The organism is Streptomyces sp. UNOC14_S4 (assembly GCF_020740835.1).
In the GTDB taxonomy this organism is placed as follows: Bacteria; Actinomycetota; Actinomycetes; order Streptomycetales; family Streptomycetaceae; genus Streptomyces.
Genome location: NZ_JAINFC010000018.1, coordinates 12,782 through 33,042, shown reverse-complemented (window position 1 = coordinate 33,042; position 20,261 = coordinate 12,782). Strand labels below are relative to the sequence as shown.

At 66.2% G+C, this 20,261-nt stretch carries 19 protein-coding genes; 11 read left to right on the top strand and 8 right to left on the bottom strand.

The window, feature by feature from the left end; genetic code table 11:
- Positions 1-308: 308 nt before the first annotated feature.
- The 8 genes from K6I34_RS03405 to K6I34_RS03370 all read left to right on the top strand — a co-directional run bounded on the left by K6I34_RS03405 (position 309) and on the right by K6I34_RS03370 (position 7,396).
- Positions 309-719 (top strand): hypothetical protein, encoded by a 411-nt coding sequence (locus tag K6I34_RS03405; RefSeq protein WP_229322541.1) that lies wholly within the window; start codon positions 309-311, stop codon positions 717-719.
- A gap of 16 nt (positions 720-735) precedes the next feature.
- On the top strand, positions 736-2,112 hold the full coding sequence (locus K6I34_RS03400; protein WP_229322540.1) for a hypothetical protein: 1,377 nt from the start codon (positions 736-738) through the stop codon (positions 2,110-2,112).
- Positions 2,113-2,141: 29 nt separating this feature from the next.
- Positions 2,142-2,636, top strand: a complete 495-nt coding sequence (locus tag K6I34_RS03395; protein WP_229322539.1) for a hypothetical protein — start codon at positions 2,142-2,144, stop codon at positions 2,634-2,636.
- A gap of 2 nt (positions 2,637-2,638) precedes the next feature.
- On the top strand, positions 2,639-3,103 hold the full coding sequence (locus tag K6I34_RS03390) for a hypothetical protein (protein WP_229322538.1): 465 nt from the start codon (positions 2,639-2,641) through the stop codon (positions 3,101-3,103).
- A gap of 333 nt (positions 3,104-3,436) precedes the next feature.
- The gene (locus K6I34_RS03385; RefSeq protein ID WP_229322537.1) at positions 3,437-3,898 is read left to right on the top strand and encodes a hypothetical protein; all 462 of its coding nucleotides are present in this window, start codon (positions 3,437-3,439) and stop codon (positions 3,896-3,898) included.
- A 1,494-nt stretch (positions 3,899-5,392) separates the two neighbouring features.
- The gene (locus tag K6I34_RS03380) at positions 5,393-6,595 is read left to right on the top strand and encodes a S8 family serine peptidase (RefSeq protein WP_229322536.1); all 1,203 of its coding nucleotides are present in this window, start codon (positions 5,393-5,395) and stop codon (positions 6,593-6,595) included.
- Between the two features lie 55 nt (positions 6,596-6,650).
- Entirely contained in the window at positions 6,651-7,043 is a 393-nt protein-coding gene (locus K6I34_RS03375) for a WXG100 family type VII secretion target (RefSeq protein WP_229322535.1), read from the top strand.
- 47 nt (positions 7,044-7,090) lie between these two features.
- Positions 7,091-7,396, top strand: a complete 306-nt coding sequence (locus K6I34_RS03370; RefSeq protein ID WP_229322534.1) for a WXG100 family type VII secretion target — start codon at positions 7,091-7,093, stop codon at positions 7,394-7,396.
- Between the two features lie 75 nt (positions 7,397-7,471).
- Here K6I34_RS03370 and K6I34_RS03365 read toward each other — a convergent pair whose 3' ends face one another.
- A complete protein-coding gene (locus tag K6I34_RS03365; protein ID WP_121799830.1) occupies positions 7,472-7,714 on the bottom strand; it encodes a DUF397 domain-containing protein in 243 nt (80 codons plus the stop codon).
- Positions 7,715-7,853: 139 nt separating this feature from the next.
- Complete coding sequence (locus tag K6I34_RS03360) at positions 7,854-8,345, bottom strand: ATP-binding protein (protein WP_229322533.1); 492 nt, start codon at positions 8,343-8,345, stop codon at positions 7,854-7,856.
- A gap of 270 nt (positions 8,346-8,615) precedes the next feature.
- On the opposite strand from K6I34_RS03360, the gene K6I34_RS03355 reads away from it, so the two are divergent.
- A complete protein-coding gene (locus K6I34_RS03355) occupies positions 8,616-9,470 on the top strand; it encodes a helix-turn-helix transcriptional regulator (protein ID WP_275126960.1) in 855 nt (284 codons plus the stop codon).
- A gap of 10 nt (positions 9,471-9,480) precedes the next feature.
- Positions 9,481-9,678 carry a hypothetical protein gene (locus K6I34_RS03350; RefSeq protein WP_229322531.1) on the top strand — a complete coding sequence of 66 codons (198 nt, stop codon included), beginning with the start codon at positions 9,481-9,483 and terminating at the stop codon, positions 9,676-9,678.
- Here K6I34_RS03350 and K6I34_RS03345 read toward each other — a convergent pair.
- The 5 genes from K6I34_RS03345 to K6I34_RS03325 all read right to left on the bottom strand — a co-directional run bounded on the left by K6I34_RS03345 (position 9,675) and on the right by K6I34_RS03325 (position 14,840).
- A complete protein-coding gene (locus tag K6I34_RS03345; protein ID WP_229322530.1) occupies positions 9,675-10,325 on the bottom strand; it encodes a class I SAM-dependent methyltransferase in 651 nt (216 codons plus the stop codon). The genes K6I34_RS03350 and K6I34_RS03345 overlap by 4 nt on opposite strands.
- Before the next feature lie 25 nt (positions 10,326-10,350).
- On the bottom strand, positions 10,351-10,944 hold the full coding sequence (locus K6I34_RS03340; protein WP_229322528.1) for a hypothetical protein: 594 nt from the start codon (positions 10,942-10,944) through the stop codon (positions 10,351-10,353).
- Positions 10,945-11,172: 228 nt separating this feature from the next.
- The gene (locus tag K6I34_RS03335) at positions 11,173-12,222 is read right to left on the bottom strand and encodes a hypothetical protein (protein WP_229322526.1); all 1,050 of its coding nucleotides are present in this window, start codon (positions 12,220-12,222) and stop codon (positions 11,173-11,175) included.
- Positions 12,219-14,345, bottom strand: a complete 2,127-nt coding sequence (locus K6I34_RS03330; RefSeq protein ID WP_229322524.1) for a hypothetical protein — start codon at positions 14,343-14,345, stop codon at positions 12,219-12,221. Before K6I34_RS03330 ends, K6I34_RS03335 begins: the two co-directional genes overlap by 4 nt.
- A gap of 54 nt (positions 14,346-14,399) precedes the next feature.
- Complete coding sequence (locus K6I34_RS03325; RefSeq protein ID WP_229322522.1) at positions 14,400-14,840, bottom strand: hypothetical protein; 441 nt, start codon at positions 14,838-14,840, stop codon at positions 14,400-14,402.
- Positions 14,841-15,691: 851 nt separating this feature from the next.
- Here K6I34_RS03325 and K6I34_RS03320 point away from each other — a divergent pair.
- A complete protein-coding gene (locus K6I34_RS03320; protein WP_229322521.1) occupies positions 15,692-15,973 on the top strand; it encodes a hypothetical protein in 282 nt (93 codons plus the stop codon).
- A gap of 188 nt (positions 15,974-16,161) precedes the next feature.
- Here K6I34_RS03320 and eccCa read toward each other — a convergent pair whose 3' ends face one another.
- On the bottom strand, positions 16,162-20,115 hold the full coding sequence (gene eccCa / locus K6I34_RS03315) for a type VII secretion protein EccCa (protein WP_229322520.1): 3,954 nt from the start codon (positions 20,113-20,115) through the stop codon (positions 16,162-16,164).
- Positions 20,116-20,261: the final 146 nt, after the last annotated feature.

Sequence of the window (20,261 nt, the reverse complement as noted above, 5' to 3'; positions counted from 1 at the left end):
GGCCCCGGCCCCCCTCGCCACAGCCGAAACCCCCCAACAACGCCAGGAACGCCTGGCCACGTACGCCTTGGGCGGCGCGACGGTCCTGGTCGCGGCAATCGCGGGGGTGGCGCTGGTGCTACGGGATCTACGACGGCGCCGGTCGGTGTGACGGCGGCTGGAGGCCCAGGTCGGCCCTTGTGTCTAGGTAGGAGTACCTAGGGAATGTGAGTGCGGTGACTCGCACTCACGTTTCAATTCTTGCGTAGAGTGATGCCTCGTCACGGGGGAGCACTGCGAGGATTTCGAAGAGCCGGGGAGGACCTGGGGTGGGCGTTGGCGATGGGGCGTTGGCGAGCTCCGCGAGCGACAAGAAGAAGGCCGCCACGTACATGGAGGAACACCTGCTGCCGGACACCCAAGCCGCTGGCCGGATGGGGGAAGGGAGCGGGGCGGTACACCCGCCACTGGTCGCTCCCGCGGGCCCGTTGCCAGGCCTGCTGAAGCCGGAGACCGGACTGAACGGGCTGTCCTCCTGGGCCACCCACAAGGGCCTGTCGGACGCGCTGACCAACTGGCAGGGACAGGCCGGTCGGCTGATGGGCACGCTGCACGGGGAGCTGAACGCACTGCGCGGCACGGGCAATCTCTTCCAGGGCCAGGACCTCGCCACCAAGACACAGTTCAGCTCGGGCGGCCTCGCGCAGATACCGTTCCGCAGCCGCATCGACCAGATGTGACCCGGGGGATAGCACCGTGTCACTGAGCTACCACGACGTCGTAACCGCCGACCTCTCGCCCCTGACGACCGCAGCCGAGGCTTGGCAGAAGATGGGCGAGCGCTTCGGCGAGCTGAAGACCGCCTACGAGAAAAACATCCAGAGCGCCCTGGCCAATGGCAACTGGCAGGGCGAGGCCTTCGGCGCGCACCAGCTGCGCACCAGGGCCACGTCCGTCGAATACGCGGCCGCCAAGACGGAGGCCCTGGCCGTCGCCAGCCTCCTGAAGCAGGCGCACACCGAACTGACCCGCCTGCAGAAGGCAGTGAAGGACCTGGTCTCCGACGCGCAGTCGAAGGAATACAAGGTCGACGGCGAAGGCAAGGCCACGTACATCGGCTACGACAAGCTCTCTGCGAAGGACCAGGCCACCCTCCGCCACGACCCGGACTACCCCCAGCTGATGGCCCAGGCCGCGCAGGGGGCCCAGGCATGGACGGACGTGATCGCCAAGGCGGTCGAGGCGGTGAACGAGGCCGACGAGGGCGTACAGCGGGCGCTGACCCGTGCGTCGAGCGCCGTGTCCTTGGACGGTGGCGGCTGGGGCGGGTTCAACGCGCGTGCGGAGAGCGACTTGACGAAGGCGGGGGCGCCGATGTCGGAAGCCGCTGCCAAGGGCCATACGAAGTCCGATAAGTGGATTGCTGAAGGCAAGACCAAGACGCACGGGTGGACTGTCGAGGGCAAGATCACGGCAACCGGGCCTGCTGCAGGTGTTTCCGCATCTGGCCCCGCCTATGGCAAACAAGGCACGCTCAAGGCGTATGTCGACCTCGCACATGTGACCGCGGAGGGGTTGGCGAGCAACGGGTCGGTGACGATCTCCGGAATCGCAGATGTCTCCGATGGAGCCAGGGCTACCGCGAGCTACTCACTTTCCAGCAAGGGCATAACCGGCCAGGTCGAGGGGTCCGCTGGAATCCGAGGCCTGGCCGAGGGGCGCATTGAGTACGGACCTGTGGGTGGCTACGGACGAGGGACCGAGTTCCTCGGCGTCGAGGCCGGGGCCACCGCCAAAGCGACCAAGGAGGAGCTCACCGTCGGTGCGAAGGCGTTCGGCGGCGTCAAACATGGCGCTGCCGGAGGGGTGGAGGTAGGCGGGATCAGCATTGGCGGGACGGCCGAGAGCTGGAAAGGGGCGGGTGCGGAGGCCTGGTGGGGCCTTAAGAAGGACGAAGAGACCGGTGTGTGGAAGATCGGTGGCAAGGCAGGTGCTTCCCTCCCCGTCGGCGCCGGGCTGGGAATCGAGATCACCGTCGATCCGGACAAGGTGGCTGAAACCGCTGGTCATGCAGCCGATGCAGTCGGCCATGCCGCCAATTCCGTCAAGAACACCATCGGTAGCTGGTTCTGATGTACTTCCCCTCGAAAGAAAGGCCCGAAATGCCCACGACATTGCCGGTGCCGATCGAATTCCGCCTGCCTGAGGGCTGGTTCCCGGCCCGTCCTGAGGTATTGGACACTCAGGGCGTAGCGTTTGCCGCAGTGCATGCGCAGCCGGACGCCGGGTTCACTGCCAACATCACCATCCACGGCGATCTCCCGCCGGACGGGGTGACGCTGGCTGAGCTGGCCGACAAGTCGGCGGAGCGCCTTCGTGAAGTCGCCGAGTCGGTGGTGGTGACCGACCGCCGTGAGGTCGGCTCCGCCGACGCACCCGCCCTGACACAATGCCTGACCTTCTCGTCCGCTGTCGGCGGCATGCGCCGCGACCTCGTTCAGTCCCAGGTGTACCTGTCCCTTCTGGACGCTCAGGATCCATGTCGGCGTGCGGTGATCCGGCTGACTCTCACCACAACCGCAGCTCAGTATGAGAGTGTCCTGGGGGACTTCCAGGACTTCGTGCGTACGGTGCGCCCGGACACCGGGAGGGACTAGCAGTGGGTCGCCTTTGGGATAAATTCCTCGGTAGCAAGACCCCGACCACCGGTGTTGCACCGCTTCCCACTCTGGATGTCCGGACCGCGTTGCTCGCACTCAACGGGTCGGGCGTGCCGTTCGTCGTGCGCGAGGCCACCTGGAAGGAACGTGCTGACCTGGTAGCAGAATGTCGGATCCGGAAGTTGGGCCTGACTCTCAAGATCCGCATGCGTTTTGACCCGGCGAATCGCGAGGTACGAGCTCTCGATGAGCAGTGGGAAGCCAGGTCGCTCGAGTACTCACATGGGCAGTACTCGCGCGGGCAGATGACGGCGGTTTACCGGCAGTGGGCGTACGAGCGTGGGCCTGACGGCCGCCGACGCAAAGTCGAGACGTTTCGCTTCGACACCAGAGACATGAAGGACCCCCTGCGGAACGCGGTCCTCAAGGCGGGATGGACCTGGCGTGGCGTGCTCAAGCTCTGACTGGCCAGGGTGACAGGGATCTGGGCGGCGCTGCCGACGCGCTGGGGAGGTCAGACTCTGGTGCCGTCCGGGCGACTCCCAGCCGCGGTTGGTTTACGGTCCGCGCCTCACAGCAGCTCGGGGGAGCGCTGGCGAGGTCAGGGCGGCACCGAGTACCTCGTACATGCCGTGAGTGGCAGGTGCAACGGTTTGTCACGGGAGCCGGACCGAGCACCAGGCGGCTGGCCTCGGCGCCACGAGGGTCAACCTTCCTTGACGGGATTACGGTTGGGGCGTAGGGCCCGAGTGACTAGAGTGAAGGTGGCGCAGCCAAGCGTCAGGGGAGGGACAACGGTGGGTAACAGCGATCTGGCCAAGGAAGCCGAGACGCTGACAAAGTTCAAGGGCCATATCGACAAGATCCTGGAAAACCTTGAGGGCTCGTCATCCTCGGTGAAATCGATCGCCGACCAGAAGCTTTCCAAGGACGTGTACGGCTCTTTCGACACGGCCAAGGGCCTGGCCGATCTGTACGAGCACGTGCATGAACGCCTGAAGGAACTGTCGAAGACCTTCGGCGACCAGATCGAGGCGATGAGCATTGCAGCCCTGATTGCTGATCGCGGATACGACGCCATCGACGCGGAACAGGCCGCCCGGCTGAAGGCGATCGAGGAACGGGCACGGAAATATGGCCCGACGACGACGTCGGCGCCCGCGCCCCCGCCGGGACAGCCCGGACAGGACAGTGCGCCGAACGAGCAGCATTCGCAGAACCCGGGTAGCAATACGACCGGTGGCCAAGGCGGATTGTGACCTTGGGGGGAGACACGAAGTGAGCGACGGGAAGTTCGACGGCTTCAGCCACGAAGAGCTCTACGCGATGATCGAGCACGCCAAGCCCGAGCACGTGACTCGTGCCGGCTCCGCGTTGACGAGCGCGGGTCAGGGCCTCAACGCGCTCAGCCTGCTGCTGAAGCACCACATCGACCGCGTGCACTGGGAAGGCGAAGGCGGCGAGGCGTTCCGCAAGTGGGGCTCCGAGATGACGAACCAGGCGGGCCGCCTGGCGCTGCACGTCATGGGAGTCGGCACGTCTGTGAGCAACGCGGGCGACGGCCTCACCGAAATCAAGTCGGCTATGCCGGTGCCGACGATGGAGCCGTGCTACGCGGACCCGGAGAAGGAAAAGACGCGCCTGGCGAACAGTGAGGAACATCGCCGGGTTGCGGCTGACCTGATGAGGAAGCTGGACTCTTATTACTCGGCGGCGCAGACGGATATTCGGGGGCTCAAGGAGCCTAGTTTCCCTCTGCTGCCTCCTGGAATGGTGCGCAGCGAAGAATCAGAGCGCCGCTATGCTGATTCTGGTGCGGGAGGAACTACCGGAGGAATCGGGCCTGGCCGCGACGGAGGCGCGACGGTGTCGCCTGTGGCTGAACCTGGCGGCACAATGTCAGCGAGGCCTGCGCATCCTCCCACTGGGAGGACTGACAGGAGCTCACATCCTGCTGTAGACCTGCCGACACACACTAATGTCGATTCCACGGCTGTCACCCCGAAACCACATGTTCCTGCTGGTCCGGACGATGTGAGCCGTACACCCGACGGGCCTGGAAATCCGAGGGGGGTTCCGGGGCCGCGGGATGTTCTGGCACCACGACCTGTACCTAGCATGCCGTCCACGGGGCAGGTAGCACACACAGTACCCAGGTTCCCGGGTGGCAGCTCAGACAGCAGGGTTGCCACGCCTCGCCCGGTAGGTCGTGCTCCGGTCAGCGGAAGCGATGGAGTTGTCGGTGGCATTCCAGCCCGTCCCGGCACTCAGCCTGGCGTTGCGCGGCCCTCGAGGGGCGTGATCGTCGGTGACGAACGGGTAGCTGTCGGGCCGAAGCCCGCAGGACCTGGGGCTGTAGCGGGTGAGGGGAACGGTGCGACGGGCAAGGGACCCATGGGTATGGGGCATCCTGCCGCTGGGGCGGGCCCGTCCGTTCCCAGGCAGACTAGCCTGGGACGACGATTCGCCTCTGAGCCCGGTGGAGTCGTCGGTGATCTCCGGGGAAAGAGCCAGGGGCGTTCTGAATTCACTCCAGGTGGCACCGGGCTCGTGCGCGGCAGCCAAGGTGCGACCGGAATGCCGCTTGCGAATGGTGCTGTGCCCGGGAATTCCAAGCGGCGCCAAGGCGCTCAACGGCCTGACTACCTGGTGGAAGATGAGGAGACTTGGTCAGGCGGGCAGCGTAATACCGTTCCGCGAGTTATCGAATAGCCCACGGCATAACTATCCGACGCCAAGGAGAGCATCGGCGCATGTCCCTCACCACCCCGCGAGTTTTTCTTCGCGCCCTGACGGCTCCGGTGTTGATCGGTGCCGCGCTTCTGGCTCCTGGCGGTCTCGTCACTGCGACGGCTCAGGACATCCGCTCGAAGCAGTGGTACCTGGATGATATGCAGGCCGATCGCATGTGGGGGGTGAGCAAGGGGCAGGGAATTACGGTCGCTGTGGTGGATAGTGGTGTAAAGGATGAGCTGCCAGAGTTGCGCGGGCAAGTGTTGGAAGGCGTGGATGTCTCCAACTCGCCTACGGGGCCGCACAAGGACGAGGACGGCCACGGCACAAACATGGCCGCCCTGATTGCAGGGACGGGAGCTGAAGGCGGGGTACAAGGGCTAGCTCCTGGCGTAAAAATCCTGCCAGTGAAGTCTGTAGTTAATCGGCAGACCGATGCGGCTGATCCACTGCTTGGCAGGGCCATTCGGTACGCGGCAGACCGCAATGCCCAAATCATTAATGTTTCGATGGGGGCGAAGTCGGCGGAAAAAGAGTTCCCTAAGACGCAAGAGGCTGTGGACTATGCCCTGAAAAAGGGTTCCCTGATCTTCGCCGCGTCAGGCAACGGCGGCGATAAGGGGAATTATCCTGAGTTCCCTGGAGCGCTTCCTGGCGTTGTAGCCGTCAGTGCGATCGATAACACGCGCACTATGACCAAGTGGTCGACCCACGGGCGTCAGGTTTCACTAGCTGCGCCCGGCGATGAGATTCCCGGATATTGCCTGGAAAGCGACGGACTCTGTGCGGCCAGAGGGACTAGTCAAGCTTCCGCCCTCGCCTCCGCCTCCGCCGCCCTCATCTGGTCCGCTCACCCCGACTGGACCAACAACCAAGTCCTCCGTGTCATGATCGAAACCGCTGGCAAACCGCTGGAGGGCCCCATCCCCAGCCCGTACCTCGGTTACGGCATCGTCCGCCCCCGCAAGGTCCTCCTCGACCACGAGGGCGACCCCGGCCCGGCGAACATCAACCCGCTCCTGGCGGGCCACACGGCGACGTCGAAGCCCATGCCGGCCACACCGAAGTCCAAGCAGTCGTCCGATTCGAAGAACACCGCCGCGGATTCGGCTTCGCACGACAGCGGCCTCGGCACCGTCACCTGGGTCGCCCTGGGCGCAGGCGCAGCCGTACTCGTCACCGCGGCGACCGCCTTTGCCGTCGTACGGCGCCGCAAGGCGTAAGGCATAAGGCAAAAGCACTCACAGAACAACTCACCGCAAGAGAAAGAGGTGGAGCATGGCAGAGATCCAGAAGATCAGTGATCCCGCATTCCAGACGTTCGAGAACCAGATCCGGGAGACGAGTGAGGCCCTGTCGGGCAACCTCAAGTCCTTGGCCGATGTCCTCGCCACCGTCGGGAGTGCCTGGACGGGTGCGGGCGCCGAAGCGTTCCGTACGGCTCAGATCGCCCTGAACGACGACCACGACGCCCTGCGGCGCCTGATCGACGGTATTCACGACGCCGTGGCCATGACCCGCAAGATGAGCCACGCCAACGACGCCGACATCGTCGCGCGCTTTCGCAAGATCGACGTGAACGGTGCCGCCCCGGGCGGTCACCTCGGCTCCCTCGGGAAGGACGCGGGCCTCAGCGCCGGTCTCGACAGCAAGATCGACGCTTACTCCTGAGCACCGCCGCCATCTTCTGAAACACCGACCATCGCGCAGGGGGACACATGTCCGGAAATGACGACCTCAAGGTTCACTACGGCTCGGTCGAGCTGATCGCCGACGACATCAGCAAGGCGGCCGGCGTCGTCGACAAGCAACTGCAGGACATCTGGGCCGCAGTCGAAAAGGTCACGGGGGGCTGGCAGGGTGAGGCCCACACCATGATGATTCAGGCCAAGCTGCAATTCGACGCCCGCGGTACGCACATCAAGTCGATCCTGACCGAGATCGCGACCAAGATCAAGGAAGGTAGCGCGGACTACCGGCAGACGGACAAGAAGGCGTCGCAGCTGTTCGACATCAGCTACTGATCTGCTGAGCCATCGTGATCGACCGCGGGGTGGGAAGGCGAAGTCGTCGCCTTCCCACCCCGTCGCGTTGCGCGCTCAGGTCAGGTCGAACTCGCCGTCCCGTGCGCCCAGGACGAATGCCCGCCACTCCGCTTCCGTGAAGCGCAGCACCGTGTCCGGGTCCTCCGACGAGCGCATGCCGACCGCGCCGCCCTGCAGGTAGGCGATTTCGACGCGCACGTCATTGGGGTCGGCGTCCGGCGCGCTCTCCCACACGGCGTCGGAGATGTCCATCGCGTAGAGCTCTTCCGTCATCTTCTCTTTCTCGCGTGGATCCATTGAGAAGGCCCGCCTTTCTGCTGCGCGACTATCGCCATATCCCGGCGTGCAAAGGTGAGTTGACACACCGGAGTACCGTCCGTGAGCAGCGTACTCCCGCAGGGGCCGCCGCAAACCTGGATCACCGGTCACGGTGGCTTCACAGCCGCGTGTAGTTCCGCGCCGTGTCCCGGGAGAAGGCCGCCCACATCTTGTTTCCGGCCAGCGGCCCCGCGACTTCGTCCAAGCCGCAACCGAGACCGCCGCATGCCTCCAGAACGCTGTCCAGAGTGCCGAGCGCCGCGCGTCGCTGCGCGCGGCAGGAATCCCGTCCCTCCTTCGAGTGCCGAGGGTGCTCGTCGAAGACGGTCAACCGCAGCACACCGAACCGCCACCGGATGGAGAGACTCACCTGCCGATCCGGCGTGAACAGGCAGGCGTTGCCGAGGAGTTCGGAAGCGGCGAGCACCCCGAGCTCGGCCATGTCGGCGAGCCCGTGAGAGTGGAGGAGCCGGTGCACGGTGGTGCGGGCGGTGGAGAGGCAGTAGGCGCCGCCGGGCATCCCGAAGGAGTAGCTGAGGTTGCCCGGGATGGGGACGGACGATGTGGGGAGTTCGGGCGAGTCGGCGAAGCAGGGTCCGATGGTGCTCATGCGGAGTCGCTCCAAGCGCTGGGCGGTTGGGGAGTGCTCGTACGCGGAACGGTGCCGGTGGCTTGCCTCCCTGGGTGCGAGCGCACCCGTCCCAGGGCAGGCGGGCATGCTCACGCGGTGCACTTCCGGCTCCACGGCGTGTGAGCTTGGCAACACCGACGGTAGCGCGAAGGTGGTGCACATTGCTACTCGTAGTGGATTCTTCTGCTACTCGCTGGAACCTCCAGGGCGTTGTCGGCAGACTGTGGGCCGTAGCCCGAGAGAGGTGACATGCCACCAAGAAGCACACCCACGGTCCGTCAGCAGCGACTCGGTGCTGAACTGCGCAAGATGAGGGTGGCGGCGGGCGTCTCGCCGCAAGAGGCCGCGGCCCTGATGGGCGTGGACCGTACGCGCATCCCCAACATCGAGTCAGGCCGATTCCCCATCAGCGCCGAGCGAATCCGCATGCTCGCCTGCAATTACGGCTGCACCGATGCCAAGCTGGTCGAGGCGTTGTCCGGGATCGCTCAGGACCGCGGACCACGCTGGTGGGACGACTACCGTGGGTCGCTTCCAGCGAGCTTCCATGACATCGTCGAACTTGAACATCATGCCGTCAGCATGCGTGTGTTCGTGATGGTCCATGTGCCCGGTCTCATGCAGACGGCGGAGTACGCCCGTGCCGTCTTCGACAAGACGCTGGCGGCGTATCCGCGCCGCGAGGTCGAACTTCGTGCCGCTCACCGTATGAGGCGCCAAGAAGTTCTAACGGTGCGGGGAAAGCCGCCGCTGTACACCGCACTTGTCCACGAGGCTGCGCTACGGATGCAGTTCGGCGGAGCCAGCGTGACGCGCGCTCAGCTAGCGCGCCTCCTCGAGATGAGCGAGTGGCCGAATGTCACTCTACGAGCCATTCCCTTCGAAGCCGAAGGTTTCGCTGGCTCTGGACAGCCGATCTTCTACGCGCACGGGCCGGTACCTCAGCTCGACACCGTTCAGTTGGATAGCGTTGACGGATCAGTGTTCATCGATGCGGAGCTGCGGTTGACGAACTACCGGCGCATGTTGGACAGAACGGAGAACGAGGCCCTTACGCCTGCGGCTACGCGCGATCTGATCCACTCCATCGTGAAACAGCTCTGAGAGGTCCACCATGTCAGAGGTTCATTGGCTCGATCCGCTGTGCGGTGGTGACGGTGGCAACGCCTGCCTGCAGATCGGCCACGCCGCAGACGGCACCCCGATACTCCGGGAAACGGCTCGCCCTCACGAATTGCTGACCACGACCCGCGAAGGTCTCCGCAACTTCATCGAGGCCGCCAAGCGCGGCGACCTCGACCACCTCGTCTAGGAGTCGGCGAGCGGCTTACGGGCCAGCAGGAACGCCTGCTGCGTCCTCTCACCGTCGTCGGGTTCGCGCACCAGCCGAGCCTGTACGAGCAGACCCGCGGCGGCCAGGAGCTCCGCGATGCGCTCCGGCCGCAGCCGGCGGAAGTCGAGCGAGACGGGGTGACCGTACGGCTGCGCCAAGTGCAACGGCTCGTCGCCGACCTGGAAGGCGAGCTGAAGGTGGCCACCCGGCTTCAGCACCCGGTGGAATTCGGCGAAGGCGGCCGGGAGCTGCTCTTCCGGCAGGTGAATGATCGAGTACCAGGCGTTGAGGCCGCCGAGCGTCCCGTCCGGCAGGTCGAGCGCGAGCATCGACCCCACGTCGAACCGCAGCGCGGGGTACGCCTGCCGGGCGAGGCCGACCATTTCCGGCGACAGGTCGAGCCCGAAGACGTCCACCCCCAGCTCGGCCAGATGCGCCGTCGTCCAACCGGGCCCGCACCCCACGTCGGCCACGGGCCCGGCGTCCCGTACGAGCTCCGCGAAGCCGGCGAGCACGGCCCGGTCGAGCGGCCTGGCGGCCAAGTAGTCGCGGTAGCGGTCGGCGTAGTCGACGGCCAGGGCGTCGTAGAACGCCCTGGCCTCGCGCAGGAATTCGGCTTCGGTCACGGTGAGGCACCCTACCCGGGTGCCCTCAGTGCTTCGTGACGCGACGGCGGAACTCGTTCATCGTCATCGTCTTGTCGTCGGACGGCATAGTGATGCTGAACTCGTCGCCGAACGAGTCGTACGTGGTGGTACTCGTCCGGCCGTCACGGGTGGACTGCAGCTGGAGCAGGTAGAAATTCTCCCCTGTCGCGATTTGGTAGACGTCGCTTGTAGGTCCGGAAGCGGCAGCGACTGCGTAGGTCTTGTGGCTGTTGACTGTGCTGTCCTGGTCCGGAGCAGGTTTGGCAGTTTCCGGAATAGCGTAGAAGCTGGCGCACCCCTGCTGCCCCGGGGTTCCCAATACGTAGAAGTCGGTGAGCTCCGGCGGGACCGTGACGTCCTGCCCGGACTGCCGCAGGGCGTCTGCCAGCAGGGGCGCACTCGTATAGGTCGTGCCCTCGTGACAGAACAGCTCGCCGCTTTGCCCCGTCTTGCTCGACACGGCCTTCAGCCGCAGCCCTTGCTTGGGGTCCGACCACATCTCCTGGTCTCCGCCGCCAAGAGCGGTCGTGGTCCCCGAAGCGTGAAACGGCGTGCTCCGCATGAGGAAGTTCGTGTCCTGGATTTTCAATGCATCCATGTCAATGCTGGGGGCAGGAGTTTGTACGCCCGATATATCGGCCGGGGTAGGGGAATCGGAGGGTGTGCCCTGCGATACGGAGCCCGTACTGCATGCCGTGACAGCCATGCCGATAGATGTCAGGAGAATCGCTGTTTGGGTGAGAGTTTTCTTGGGCACGAGCGATCCTTCGGGAACGTCCGCTCTGACGCGGATGCCTTGAGTGAGGAACTGCCTTAATGGGCGGCGTCATGGCGCGAGATCATTGCAGCCAAGTTTTTTCCCAGCCGCTCTGATGAATTCCTTGAAGAGCGTGCTGTCGTCGGGAAAGAATTTTTCACGTTGAGCAGCAGTCCAGCCGCCGCCGTATACGTTCATCCCGAAGAATGTTGCCCGACCGGCACAACTTGCCACTGATTTGCCGATCTGGCCGCGAGCTTTCCAGTCTGCACCGACGGGATCCTTGCTGTCGAGTGTCTGTGTGAGGCTCGACATGAGCGCCGGGTCCTGGGATATGGCGAAGCTGAAAAATGGAGTTTTCTCTTGTTCTTGGCTCAGGTCGCAGACCCACGTCGACTTGATTTCTTTCGTGAAGGTTTCCCATGGCTGAGGGGTTGTGGACGTCACGGATTCCGGCAGCCTGAACCCAGGCAGCGAGCAGGTTGCCTTAGCATTGCTGCGCCGTGCTCGTTCGGGAAGTTGCAGCTCTGTGGGCTCCGGTATCTGGCGAGAGTCACAGCCCATTTGCTTGGCTGCCGAATTAGCGGTTGCGGTGGCCAGTCGGGCTATTCCTTGGCGATCCCCATCTTTACCTATAAGCCAGACGCTGGAAATTTTTCGGGCAGCTGCTCTTTTTGAAACTCCTTCTTTCCAGCAATTTTCAGGCAGCAGTGTCCACCCGCTTCTGTTTGAAGCGCCACCGCCGTTGAAGTACCCCATGTCCGAGCGTGCGCTGCTCCAGTTGGCCATGGCGAATGGGAAATCTGGGGTGGAGGTGTCTCCTATGTTGATATAGAGTGTCGTGTCCTTTTGGGTGGGGAGCAGGGACTCCAGTCTTACCGAGCAGGTGAATTCTGAATATTTCGTCGGAGTCTCTGCAGGATGGCTGTCCGAGACTCTCCCTGAGTGGCCCACTGCTTTCTGTACATCCTGGGCGGAAACCAGGTTCCCGCAGAGCCTGTCCGGGCCAAAGGTGTTGGTGTTGAATGCGATGTGTACGCCGGCCAGGGTGGCGATGCAGGCAGTCAATGCCAGAGCTGCTTTGCGCCAGGTGGAGAGGTTTCGGATGCTCTTCATCATGCTGGCGGCCTCAGTGCGTCGAGGGCCGCATCCCGGCCTGCTGAATAGCTGTTCTTTGCCTGCCTTCTCATGCTTTCCACCGCCACGGTATTCCTGTCTATCTGCCGTCCGTCAGCCCATCTGTCCACGATCTCGTAGGTCCCATCAAGGCCAACCGCGTAGTGCTGGCTGCCTTCCATTCTGGCGCGGTTGTTCGCTTCCGCGATCACGTCCTTGGACCATTCGTATGTCAACGAATCGACCATGCGCTGGGCCTCATCGGGCAGGATCGGCAACTTGTTCGCGAGCGTGCCCAGGCCGTGATACCCGTAGCGGGCAGTGTCGTTGGCCCAGGCGACTCTGTTGTCGCGGTTGTCGAGAATCACGTCCGCCCCGACGCTGTTGTAGATTCCGCGCACCCCGCCGATCTCGTCTGCGCGATTGTTCCAGTTGCCGATGCTGTTGCCCGTGTCGCTGCGGTTCTCCCCGCTGCTGAGAACACCTGCCATGTAGGCGTTTTCCGACCGGTAGAGCATGGCGAATGTCTCGTCGTCGTCAGCGACGCCTCTGAGCACGCGGATCAGGCTGGCTTGGGCGTTTGCTATGTGTGCGTTATTCCCTGACCCTCGGATGTCTTTCGACCCCGCGATCGGGGAATCCTGTCCATTGAAAATGGAATGGGTGTCCGCCACGTAGTCGTTGAGGGCACGACCGATCGGCTTCCGCAGGTTAGCCGCGATCGAGTCGCCCTTCCCGTCGGCGTCCAGGATGCTGATGGTCTGTTGCAGGACGCGAGCCTGCCCCTCCTGGTGCGGGCCGGGTTTGCCCATCGCGCTGTCCGGCTCGCGGCCTGTGGCGGCTGCCTCGATCGCCAGTCCCAGGCCGGCCTCGCTGGCGGGATCGCTTCTGGACGCCAGCATGCCAGGTCCGTTGACCGTGATCCTGGGCCAGTGGCGGTCCTTGAGGAGGTACTGGAGATGGTCGTTCTTTCCGTTTGCCCCGGGGTCCAGGAATGACGTCGCCGCTTCGGGGTTCTTGCTCATCACGCCGAGCAAGTGGTCGAGGGGATCGTTGGAGATGCCGGGGTGGTCACGCCACTTCGTCCAGATGTCCTGGTGCTTCTTCTCGGCCGCGATGATGTCGTCACCCAGGTCGTTCAGGAAGCGCTTCCCGTACTTGTCGTGGTGTTCCATGAGGCTGACGAACGACGGGTACCCGTACACCGGGTCCGTCTTGCTGCCGAAGTTCTTGGTGCCTGCCTTGCGCAGTCCCTCACGCCACTTGTCGTAGAACGGCGACTTCGGGTCCTGGGTGGCAGTGGAAACCGTCCCGGCCAGCGCGGACTGGATGGCCTCGTACGCCTGCTTGTGGGCCTTGTCGCCCGAGCCCGCCAGTCCGTTGAGGCGGTTCGACAGCTCGATCGTCCCGTCGGCGCCGATCGTGTCCAGGACGAACTGGCTGGCCTTCTTGTCCTGGGCAACGGTGCGGAAGAGCCAGGGGGCCTCGGCGAGCTCGTTCGCGTCGAGTCCTTTACCGGAGCGGATCTTCTCTGCCACCCGGATGGTTTCCTTGGCCTCTGCCTTTTCGAGGTCGCCCTCGGCCTGCGCGTTGAAGCTGTTGGGGTTGCCGTCGAAGAGGTCGGTGTCCTTGACGGCCGAGGTCAGGGCCATCTTGACGCCTTGGTCGGCATCGTCGAAGGCTTGGACCGCGTCGGCTATGTTCTGAGCCCAAGTGGACCTCAAGGAGGCTTCCTTGGCGAGTACGGCCTGGTAGTCCGGGTCGTGCATCGCGGCGCGGTCGGTGGGGACGGCGGAGGAGACGGTTCCGTCGTTGCTCACCTTCAAACCGTTCTTCTCCGCCTCGGCGACCACCGACTTCAGCTTGCTTCGCAGGTCGGTGAACTGCGCCTGCGCGTCACGTAGGAGGGAGGCAATCGCCCGCGCTTCCTTCGCCGCCGCCGCGTACTGCCCGGAGGTCTGCTGCATGTTTGGCTGGGCGTACAGGTTGGCCTGCCCGGTCCAGGAGCCGTCGAAGCCGACGCTCTTCACCTGGCTGTCGTACGTCTTCTGTATGCCTTCGAAATCCTTCGCCGCCGCGTCCCACTTGTCCGCCGCCGTGGTCAGCGACGACAGATCCGTGGTCATGGCCTGGTGGTACGTGAGCATGCTGAGCTCCCGGCTTCCTCTCAGTGGCCCCGATCAGTAACCCGACAGTCGTGACTGGAAGGGCGGCTGGAAGCCCTTTCCGTCCTGCGGGATCAGCAGCGGGAATTGGTTCCCTGTGTGGATGTCCGTGCCCTGGAACAGCCGGTTGGTTCCGCTCAGTGCCGCCTTCTCCGCGGACAGCCGGGTCTGGAGGGACTTCACCGATGCGCGCCAGCTCTTCACGGCTTCGTTGATGCCGGCCCCCGTCGCCCAGTCCTTGAAGCCCTTGGCCGCGGCCTCCGCCGCCTCGTCCATGGAACTGCCCGCCTTCTGCACGTCGGGCTGGATGTGCTGCTCCAGCGCGGTCACGGCCGCTTTTTTCTTCGACGCCGACGACTTGAGGTCCGCGTCTCCTCCCAGGCCTCCCGGCACGCCGTTCAGCCGCGTCCGCGCCGCGTCTCCCCGGAGCGTCGCCCATTCCTCGTCGAACGACATTGCTGCCCCCTTCGCTCTCGCTCTACGGCCCCTTGCCACAAGGGTGTTCAAGCTTTCAAACCTAGCAGCGTGGTGTTCTCTCGCGCAGACGCTCCGTGATCTTTTGGCGCCCCCCTGTCGCGATCGCGACCCTATGCACGGACATGCGGCAGGGGCATGAGTACGCGTACTCATGCCGTCCCCGCGCCGACGGGCGGCCGGGGCAAGTGCCTTCCCTCACAGTCGCAGAAATCCCAAGTGGGCCGAAGATCCCGCCTGTTAGGAAGGCTTCTCGACACCAACGGGCCATCTCGGCCCAAGGGAAAGGGACATCAATGGCACATCCACCTGATGAACTTCCGCAGCAGCCCCAGTTACCGAATGGTGGTGGGTACGGGGTGCCTCAGCAGTCACCGACCGGCTATGGGCACCCGCCACGGCCTCCGCAGCCCCTGCCCGGCAATCCATACGCGCAGCCGACCGGTCAGCCGCAGCCGTACAGCTCCTATCCGGAGATGCCCTCGCCGCTTCAGGCCTCACCTCCTTTCCCCGCGAGGCTGGAGAAACAAGGGAAACGCAGGACCGGCCTCATCGTCGGCGTCGCCGCCGTGACCGTGCTTGCCGTAGGCGGTGGCCTATGGTTCGCGGTCGGCCGGGACGGTGGCGGGCCCGGAAGAACTCCCGTGGCCAAGGGCGGGCAGAGCACAAGCCCGAGCCCTGCGGGCAGTGAGGACGCGCCCGCGCAAGCCGCCCCTACGTACCCGCACGTCGAACCTCCTCCCACGCACTCGGACGGCACCGACGACGTGGAGCCGTCCCCGAAACCCACAGGGACCGGACTCCAGGCGGTATGGAGGGCTCACGACGGGGCCATGCTGGCGCTGCGTGACGAGTACACGGACGAGCCGAATCGTTCCAACGCGGGACTGGTAGACAGCCGGCACGGGCTTGAGTGCTCTGGGCGCTGGCAGAAGGACGAAGAGGGCAAGGGCCTCGTGCTCGCCCTGCTGTGCGAGCAGGACGGGGTGAGAACGGAGAGCAAGGACCGTGCGGCTGACATCGCCCAGATCGGGGACTCGCTCATCGTCCGCTGGAACAAGGGAGCCGAAGGGGCGGAAATCCTCCGCCGTTTCCAGGACATAAGCACGGGCTGAGCCCCTGACCGGGCACGCCACAGGTGTCCCCCTTCCCCACCGCTGAGCTCTGCCGAGCGGCCCTCGATGCCTGAGCGGCCTCCCGGCCCGAGTGGCTCCTGGGCGGTCTGAGGACCCCGGGCGGTCCGAGGGGCCCCGATCCCCCAGAGCGCCGGGCAGCCCGGACTGCCCGGCAGCGCCCCGTCGCCCTACTCCTCCGGCACCCACCCCACCTGCACCAGCGAAGCCCCCCGCTTCCGCGAAACGAAGAAGCCGCGGCCCGGCGGCATCGGGCGGGGGCGGACGCCGCCGAGGAGGTCGCCCTCGCCCGGGTCGCCGGAGAGGATGACGCCCTGCGCGCCGAGTTCCTTGACGCGCTGCATGAAGGACTCGTACATGGAGCGCGAGGCGCCGGCCGAGCTGCGGGCGATGATGAAGCGGATGCCCACGTCGCGGGCGAAGGGGAGGTTCTCGGTCAGGACCGACAATGGATTGCCGCTGCTGGTCGAGACGAGTTCGTAGTCGTCGATGATGAAGAAGAACTGCGGGCCGTTCCACCAGCTGCGGTCCCGCAGTTGCTGCGGGGTGATGTCGGGCTGGGGGGCTCGCCGGTCCATGAGGCCGTTGAGGGCGTTCGCGTGGACCGTCAGGGCCGAGGCGAGCGGCGCGTACTCCAGCAGGTGCGTGTCGGGGATGACGTCGAGCAGCGTGCGCCGGTAGTCGCCGACGACGATCTTCGCCTCCTCCGGGCCGTAGCGCTCGGTGATCTGCTTGGCGAGCAGGCGCAGCAGCGCCGTCTTGCCGGACTCGCTCTCGCCGAGGACGAGGAAGAAGGGGTCGGTCTCGAAGTCGACGAAGACCGGCTCCAGGCTGGTCTCGTCGATGCCGATGGCGATGCCCTGCTCCGGGTGCTCGAAGCCCTTGGGGAGCTCGTCGGCGCGGAGCCTGCGGGGGAGAAGGCGTACGCGGGGGGCGTTCGGGCCCGTCCATGCCTCGTCGACCGCGCGGACCAGCTCCGCGGTCGCCTCCGTCATCGTCTCCGGGTCGTCGCCGCCGTCGATGCGCGGCTGACCGGCCATGAAGTGGAGCTTCTCGGGCAGCTGGCCGCGGCCCGGCACGCCGGCCGGGACGTTCGCGGCGACCCTGCGGTCGAACTCCGAGTCCATGGGGTCGCCGAGCCGCAGCTCCAGCCGGTTGAGGAGCTGGTCCTTGAGCGACGCGCGGACCTCCATGTTGCGCGAGGCCGTCACGACCACGTGGACGCCGTAGCCGAGGCCGCGGCCCGCGATGTCCGTGACGACGCCCTCCAGCATGTCGTACTCCTGCCGGAAGTTGCCCCAGCCGTCGACGAGGAGGAACACGTCGCCCCACTGCTGGTCGGCGAAGGCGCCCGCCGCCCGCTGCCGCCGGTACGTGGCGATCGAGTCGATGCCCTGGGCGCGGAAGTACTCCTCGCGCCGGGCCAGGATGCCCGCCACCTCGGCGACCGTACGGCGTACACGCTCGGGGTCGAGGCGGGACGCTACCCCGCCCACGTGGGGCAGGTCCGCGACGGCGCTCATGCCGCCACCACCGAAGTCCAGCCCGTAGAACTGCACCTCGGCAGGCGTGTGCGTGAGCGCGAAGGCCGTGACGAGCGTCCGCAGGAGCGTCGACTTGCCGGACTGCGGGCCACCCACGATCAGCATGTTGCCCGCCGCGCCCGAGAAGTCGCGCTGCAGGACGTCACGCCGCTGCTCGAACGGCTTGTCGACGAGACCGATCGGCACGACCAGCCGCCCCAGACGCCCGTGGCCCGGGGCCGTCAGACCGCGGCCCTCCACCGCCGACAGCGGCGGCAGCAGCTCGTCCAGGGACGAGGACCGGTCCAGCGGCGGCAGCCACACCTGGTGCGCCGGCGGGCCCTGGCCCTCCAGCCGCCGCACGATCACGTCCAGGACCGTCTCCACCTGCGGATCGTCCCCGGAGCCCGCGGAACTCGACGGGTCCGCCGGCGGCGGCAGGGTGTACGTGACCGGCACGGGGTCGGCCGTGAACAGCACCGGGCGGCGCTCGATCGGCAGGTCGTCGCCGTCGAGCCCGGCGACCGGCGCCGTACGGTACGCGCCGGAGACGTACGCCGCCTTGAAACGCGTCATCTCGTCCGTACCGAACTTCAGATAGCCGGAACCCGGCACCGACGGCAGGTGGTAGGCGTCCGGCACGCCCAGCGCCGTCCTCGACTCGGCGGCGGAGAAGGTCCGCAGGCCGATCCGGTACGACAGATACGTCTCCAGACCGCGCAGCCTGCCCTCCTCCAGACGCTGCGAGGCCAGCAGCAGGTGCACGCCCAGCGAACGGCCGATGCGGCCGATCTGGATGAACATGTCGATGAAGTCCGGCTTCGCCGTCAACAGCTCGCTGAACTCGTCGATCACCAGAACGAGTGAAGGCAGCGGCTCCAGCGGCGCACCGGCCGCCCGCGCCTTCTCGTAGTCGTGGATGTTGGCGTAGTTGCCCGCCGAGCGCAGCAGTTCCTGCCGCCGCTGGAGCTCACCGGTGATCGAGTCGCGCATGCGGTCGACCAGCGTCAGGTCGTCCGCCAGGTTCGTGATCACGGCGGCGACGTGCGGCATCGCCGACATGCCCGTGAAGGTCGCACCGCCCTTGAAGTCCGCGAGGACGAAGTTCAGCGTCTCCGAGGAGTGCGTCACCGCGAGCCCCAGCACCAGGGTGCGCAGCAGCTCCGACTTGCCGGAACCCGTCGCGCCGACGCACAGGCCGTGCGGGCCCATGCCGTCCTGCGCGGCCTCCTTGAGGTCGAGCATCACGGGGGAGCCGTCCTCGCCCACGCCGATCGGCACCCGCAGCCGCTCCGCCGACGACCGCGGCCGCCACGTCCGCGCCACGTCCACCGAGCCCGCGTCGCCCAGCGCCAGCAGATCCGTGAAGTCCAGATTGGCGAGCAGCGGCTCGTCACCGTCGCCCCCGCCCATGCGCAGCGGCGCGAGCTGCCGCGCGAGCGCCTCCGCCGCCTCCATGGGCAGCGTGTCCGGCACCCCGTCGTACTCGGCGACCTGCGACAGCAGCCGCAGCCTCCCCGGCTCCACCACGACCGACAGACCACCGCGCGGCTCACCGAGATCCCCGGGCACCACCTCGACGATGGTCACCCCCTGGAGCCCCTCCGCCGCCGCGAACGCCGACTCCGCGGGCACCGAACCGCCGTCGAGGATCAGCACCACGTGCGGCTGGTCCAGCACCGGCTGCCCGTCCCGGCTGAAGCGCGCACGCCCCTCGAGACGCGGCCGCAGCAGCTCCTCCAGCTCACCGGGCTCGGAACCGATCAGCCGCCGCGTGCCCGCGCCGTCGACCGCGCCCGGCACCTGCACGTGCGGCAGCCACTTCGCCCACTCCCAGTACGACGCGGCACCGCGCGCCGCGCACACCGCGACCACCAGGTCGTCCGGCGAGTGCAGCGTCACCAGCTGTGCCACCAGCGCGCGGGCCGTGCCGTGCACCGTCTCCGGGTCGCCCGACAGGGTCACGTGGTAGAAGGCGCGCAGCGACAGCGCCATCGGCATGCCGTCCAACGAACCGTGCGTCTCCAGGAAGCGCTGCATCGCGCCCGTCGTCAGCGGCTCCAGCTCGTCTATCGGCGCGGTCTCCGGGGCCACCAGCGGCGTCGCCAGCTGCTGCGCGCCCAGCCCGATCCGCACCTGCGCGAAGTCGTCGTCGGTCGCCCGCCGCTCCCACAGCCGGGTGCCCTCCGCGACGACCGACCACAGCTGGTCGGGAGAGGGGTGCAGATAGAACTGCGCGTCACGCTGCGCCCGCGCCGTCCTGCGCACGGTCCGCCGCGTCTGCGCGAGGTACTTGAGATAGTCGCGGCGCATGTCCGCGGTCTGCCCCTGGGAGCCCTGACGGTGCCGCACCACCATCGCGATGGTCATGCCCAGCGTCGAGCACATCATCATGACGCCCATGATCTTCATCATCGGGGCGGCCCCCGGCATGAAGAAATAGACCATCGACGAGGCCATGCCCACCGTCGGCAGCAGCTGCATCAGCACACTGTCCTGACGGCCGCGCGGCAGCTCGGGCGGCGCCTCCAGCCGGACCTCCTCGCCGGGCACCTCCGGCGGCAGGCTCCGGGGCGGGCGATGGACGACGATCTGGCTCACCGGATGCCTCAACCCCTTCTCGCGCGGTGAGGACCTCCCGCGCGGCACCCCTGGCGGCACCGGCCTCCCCCCGCGGAACGGTGATCCTATCGACGTACGGCCCGGCCCTCCCGATAGGGTGGCCGCCGCGCGCATGCGTGAGCGAA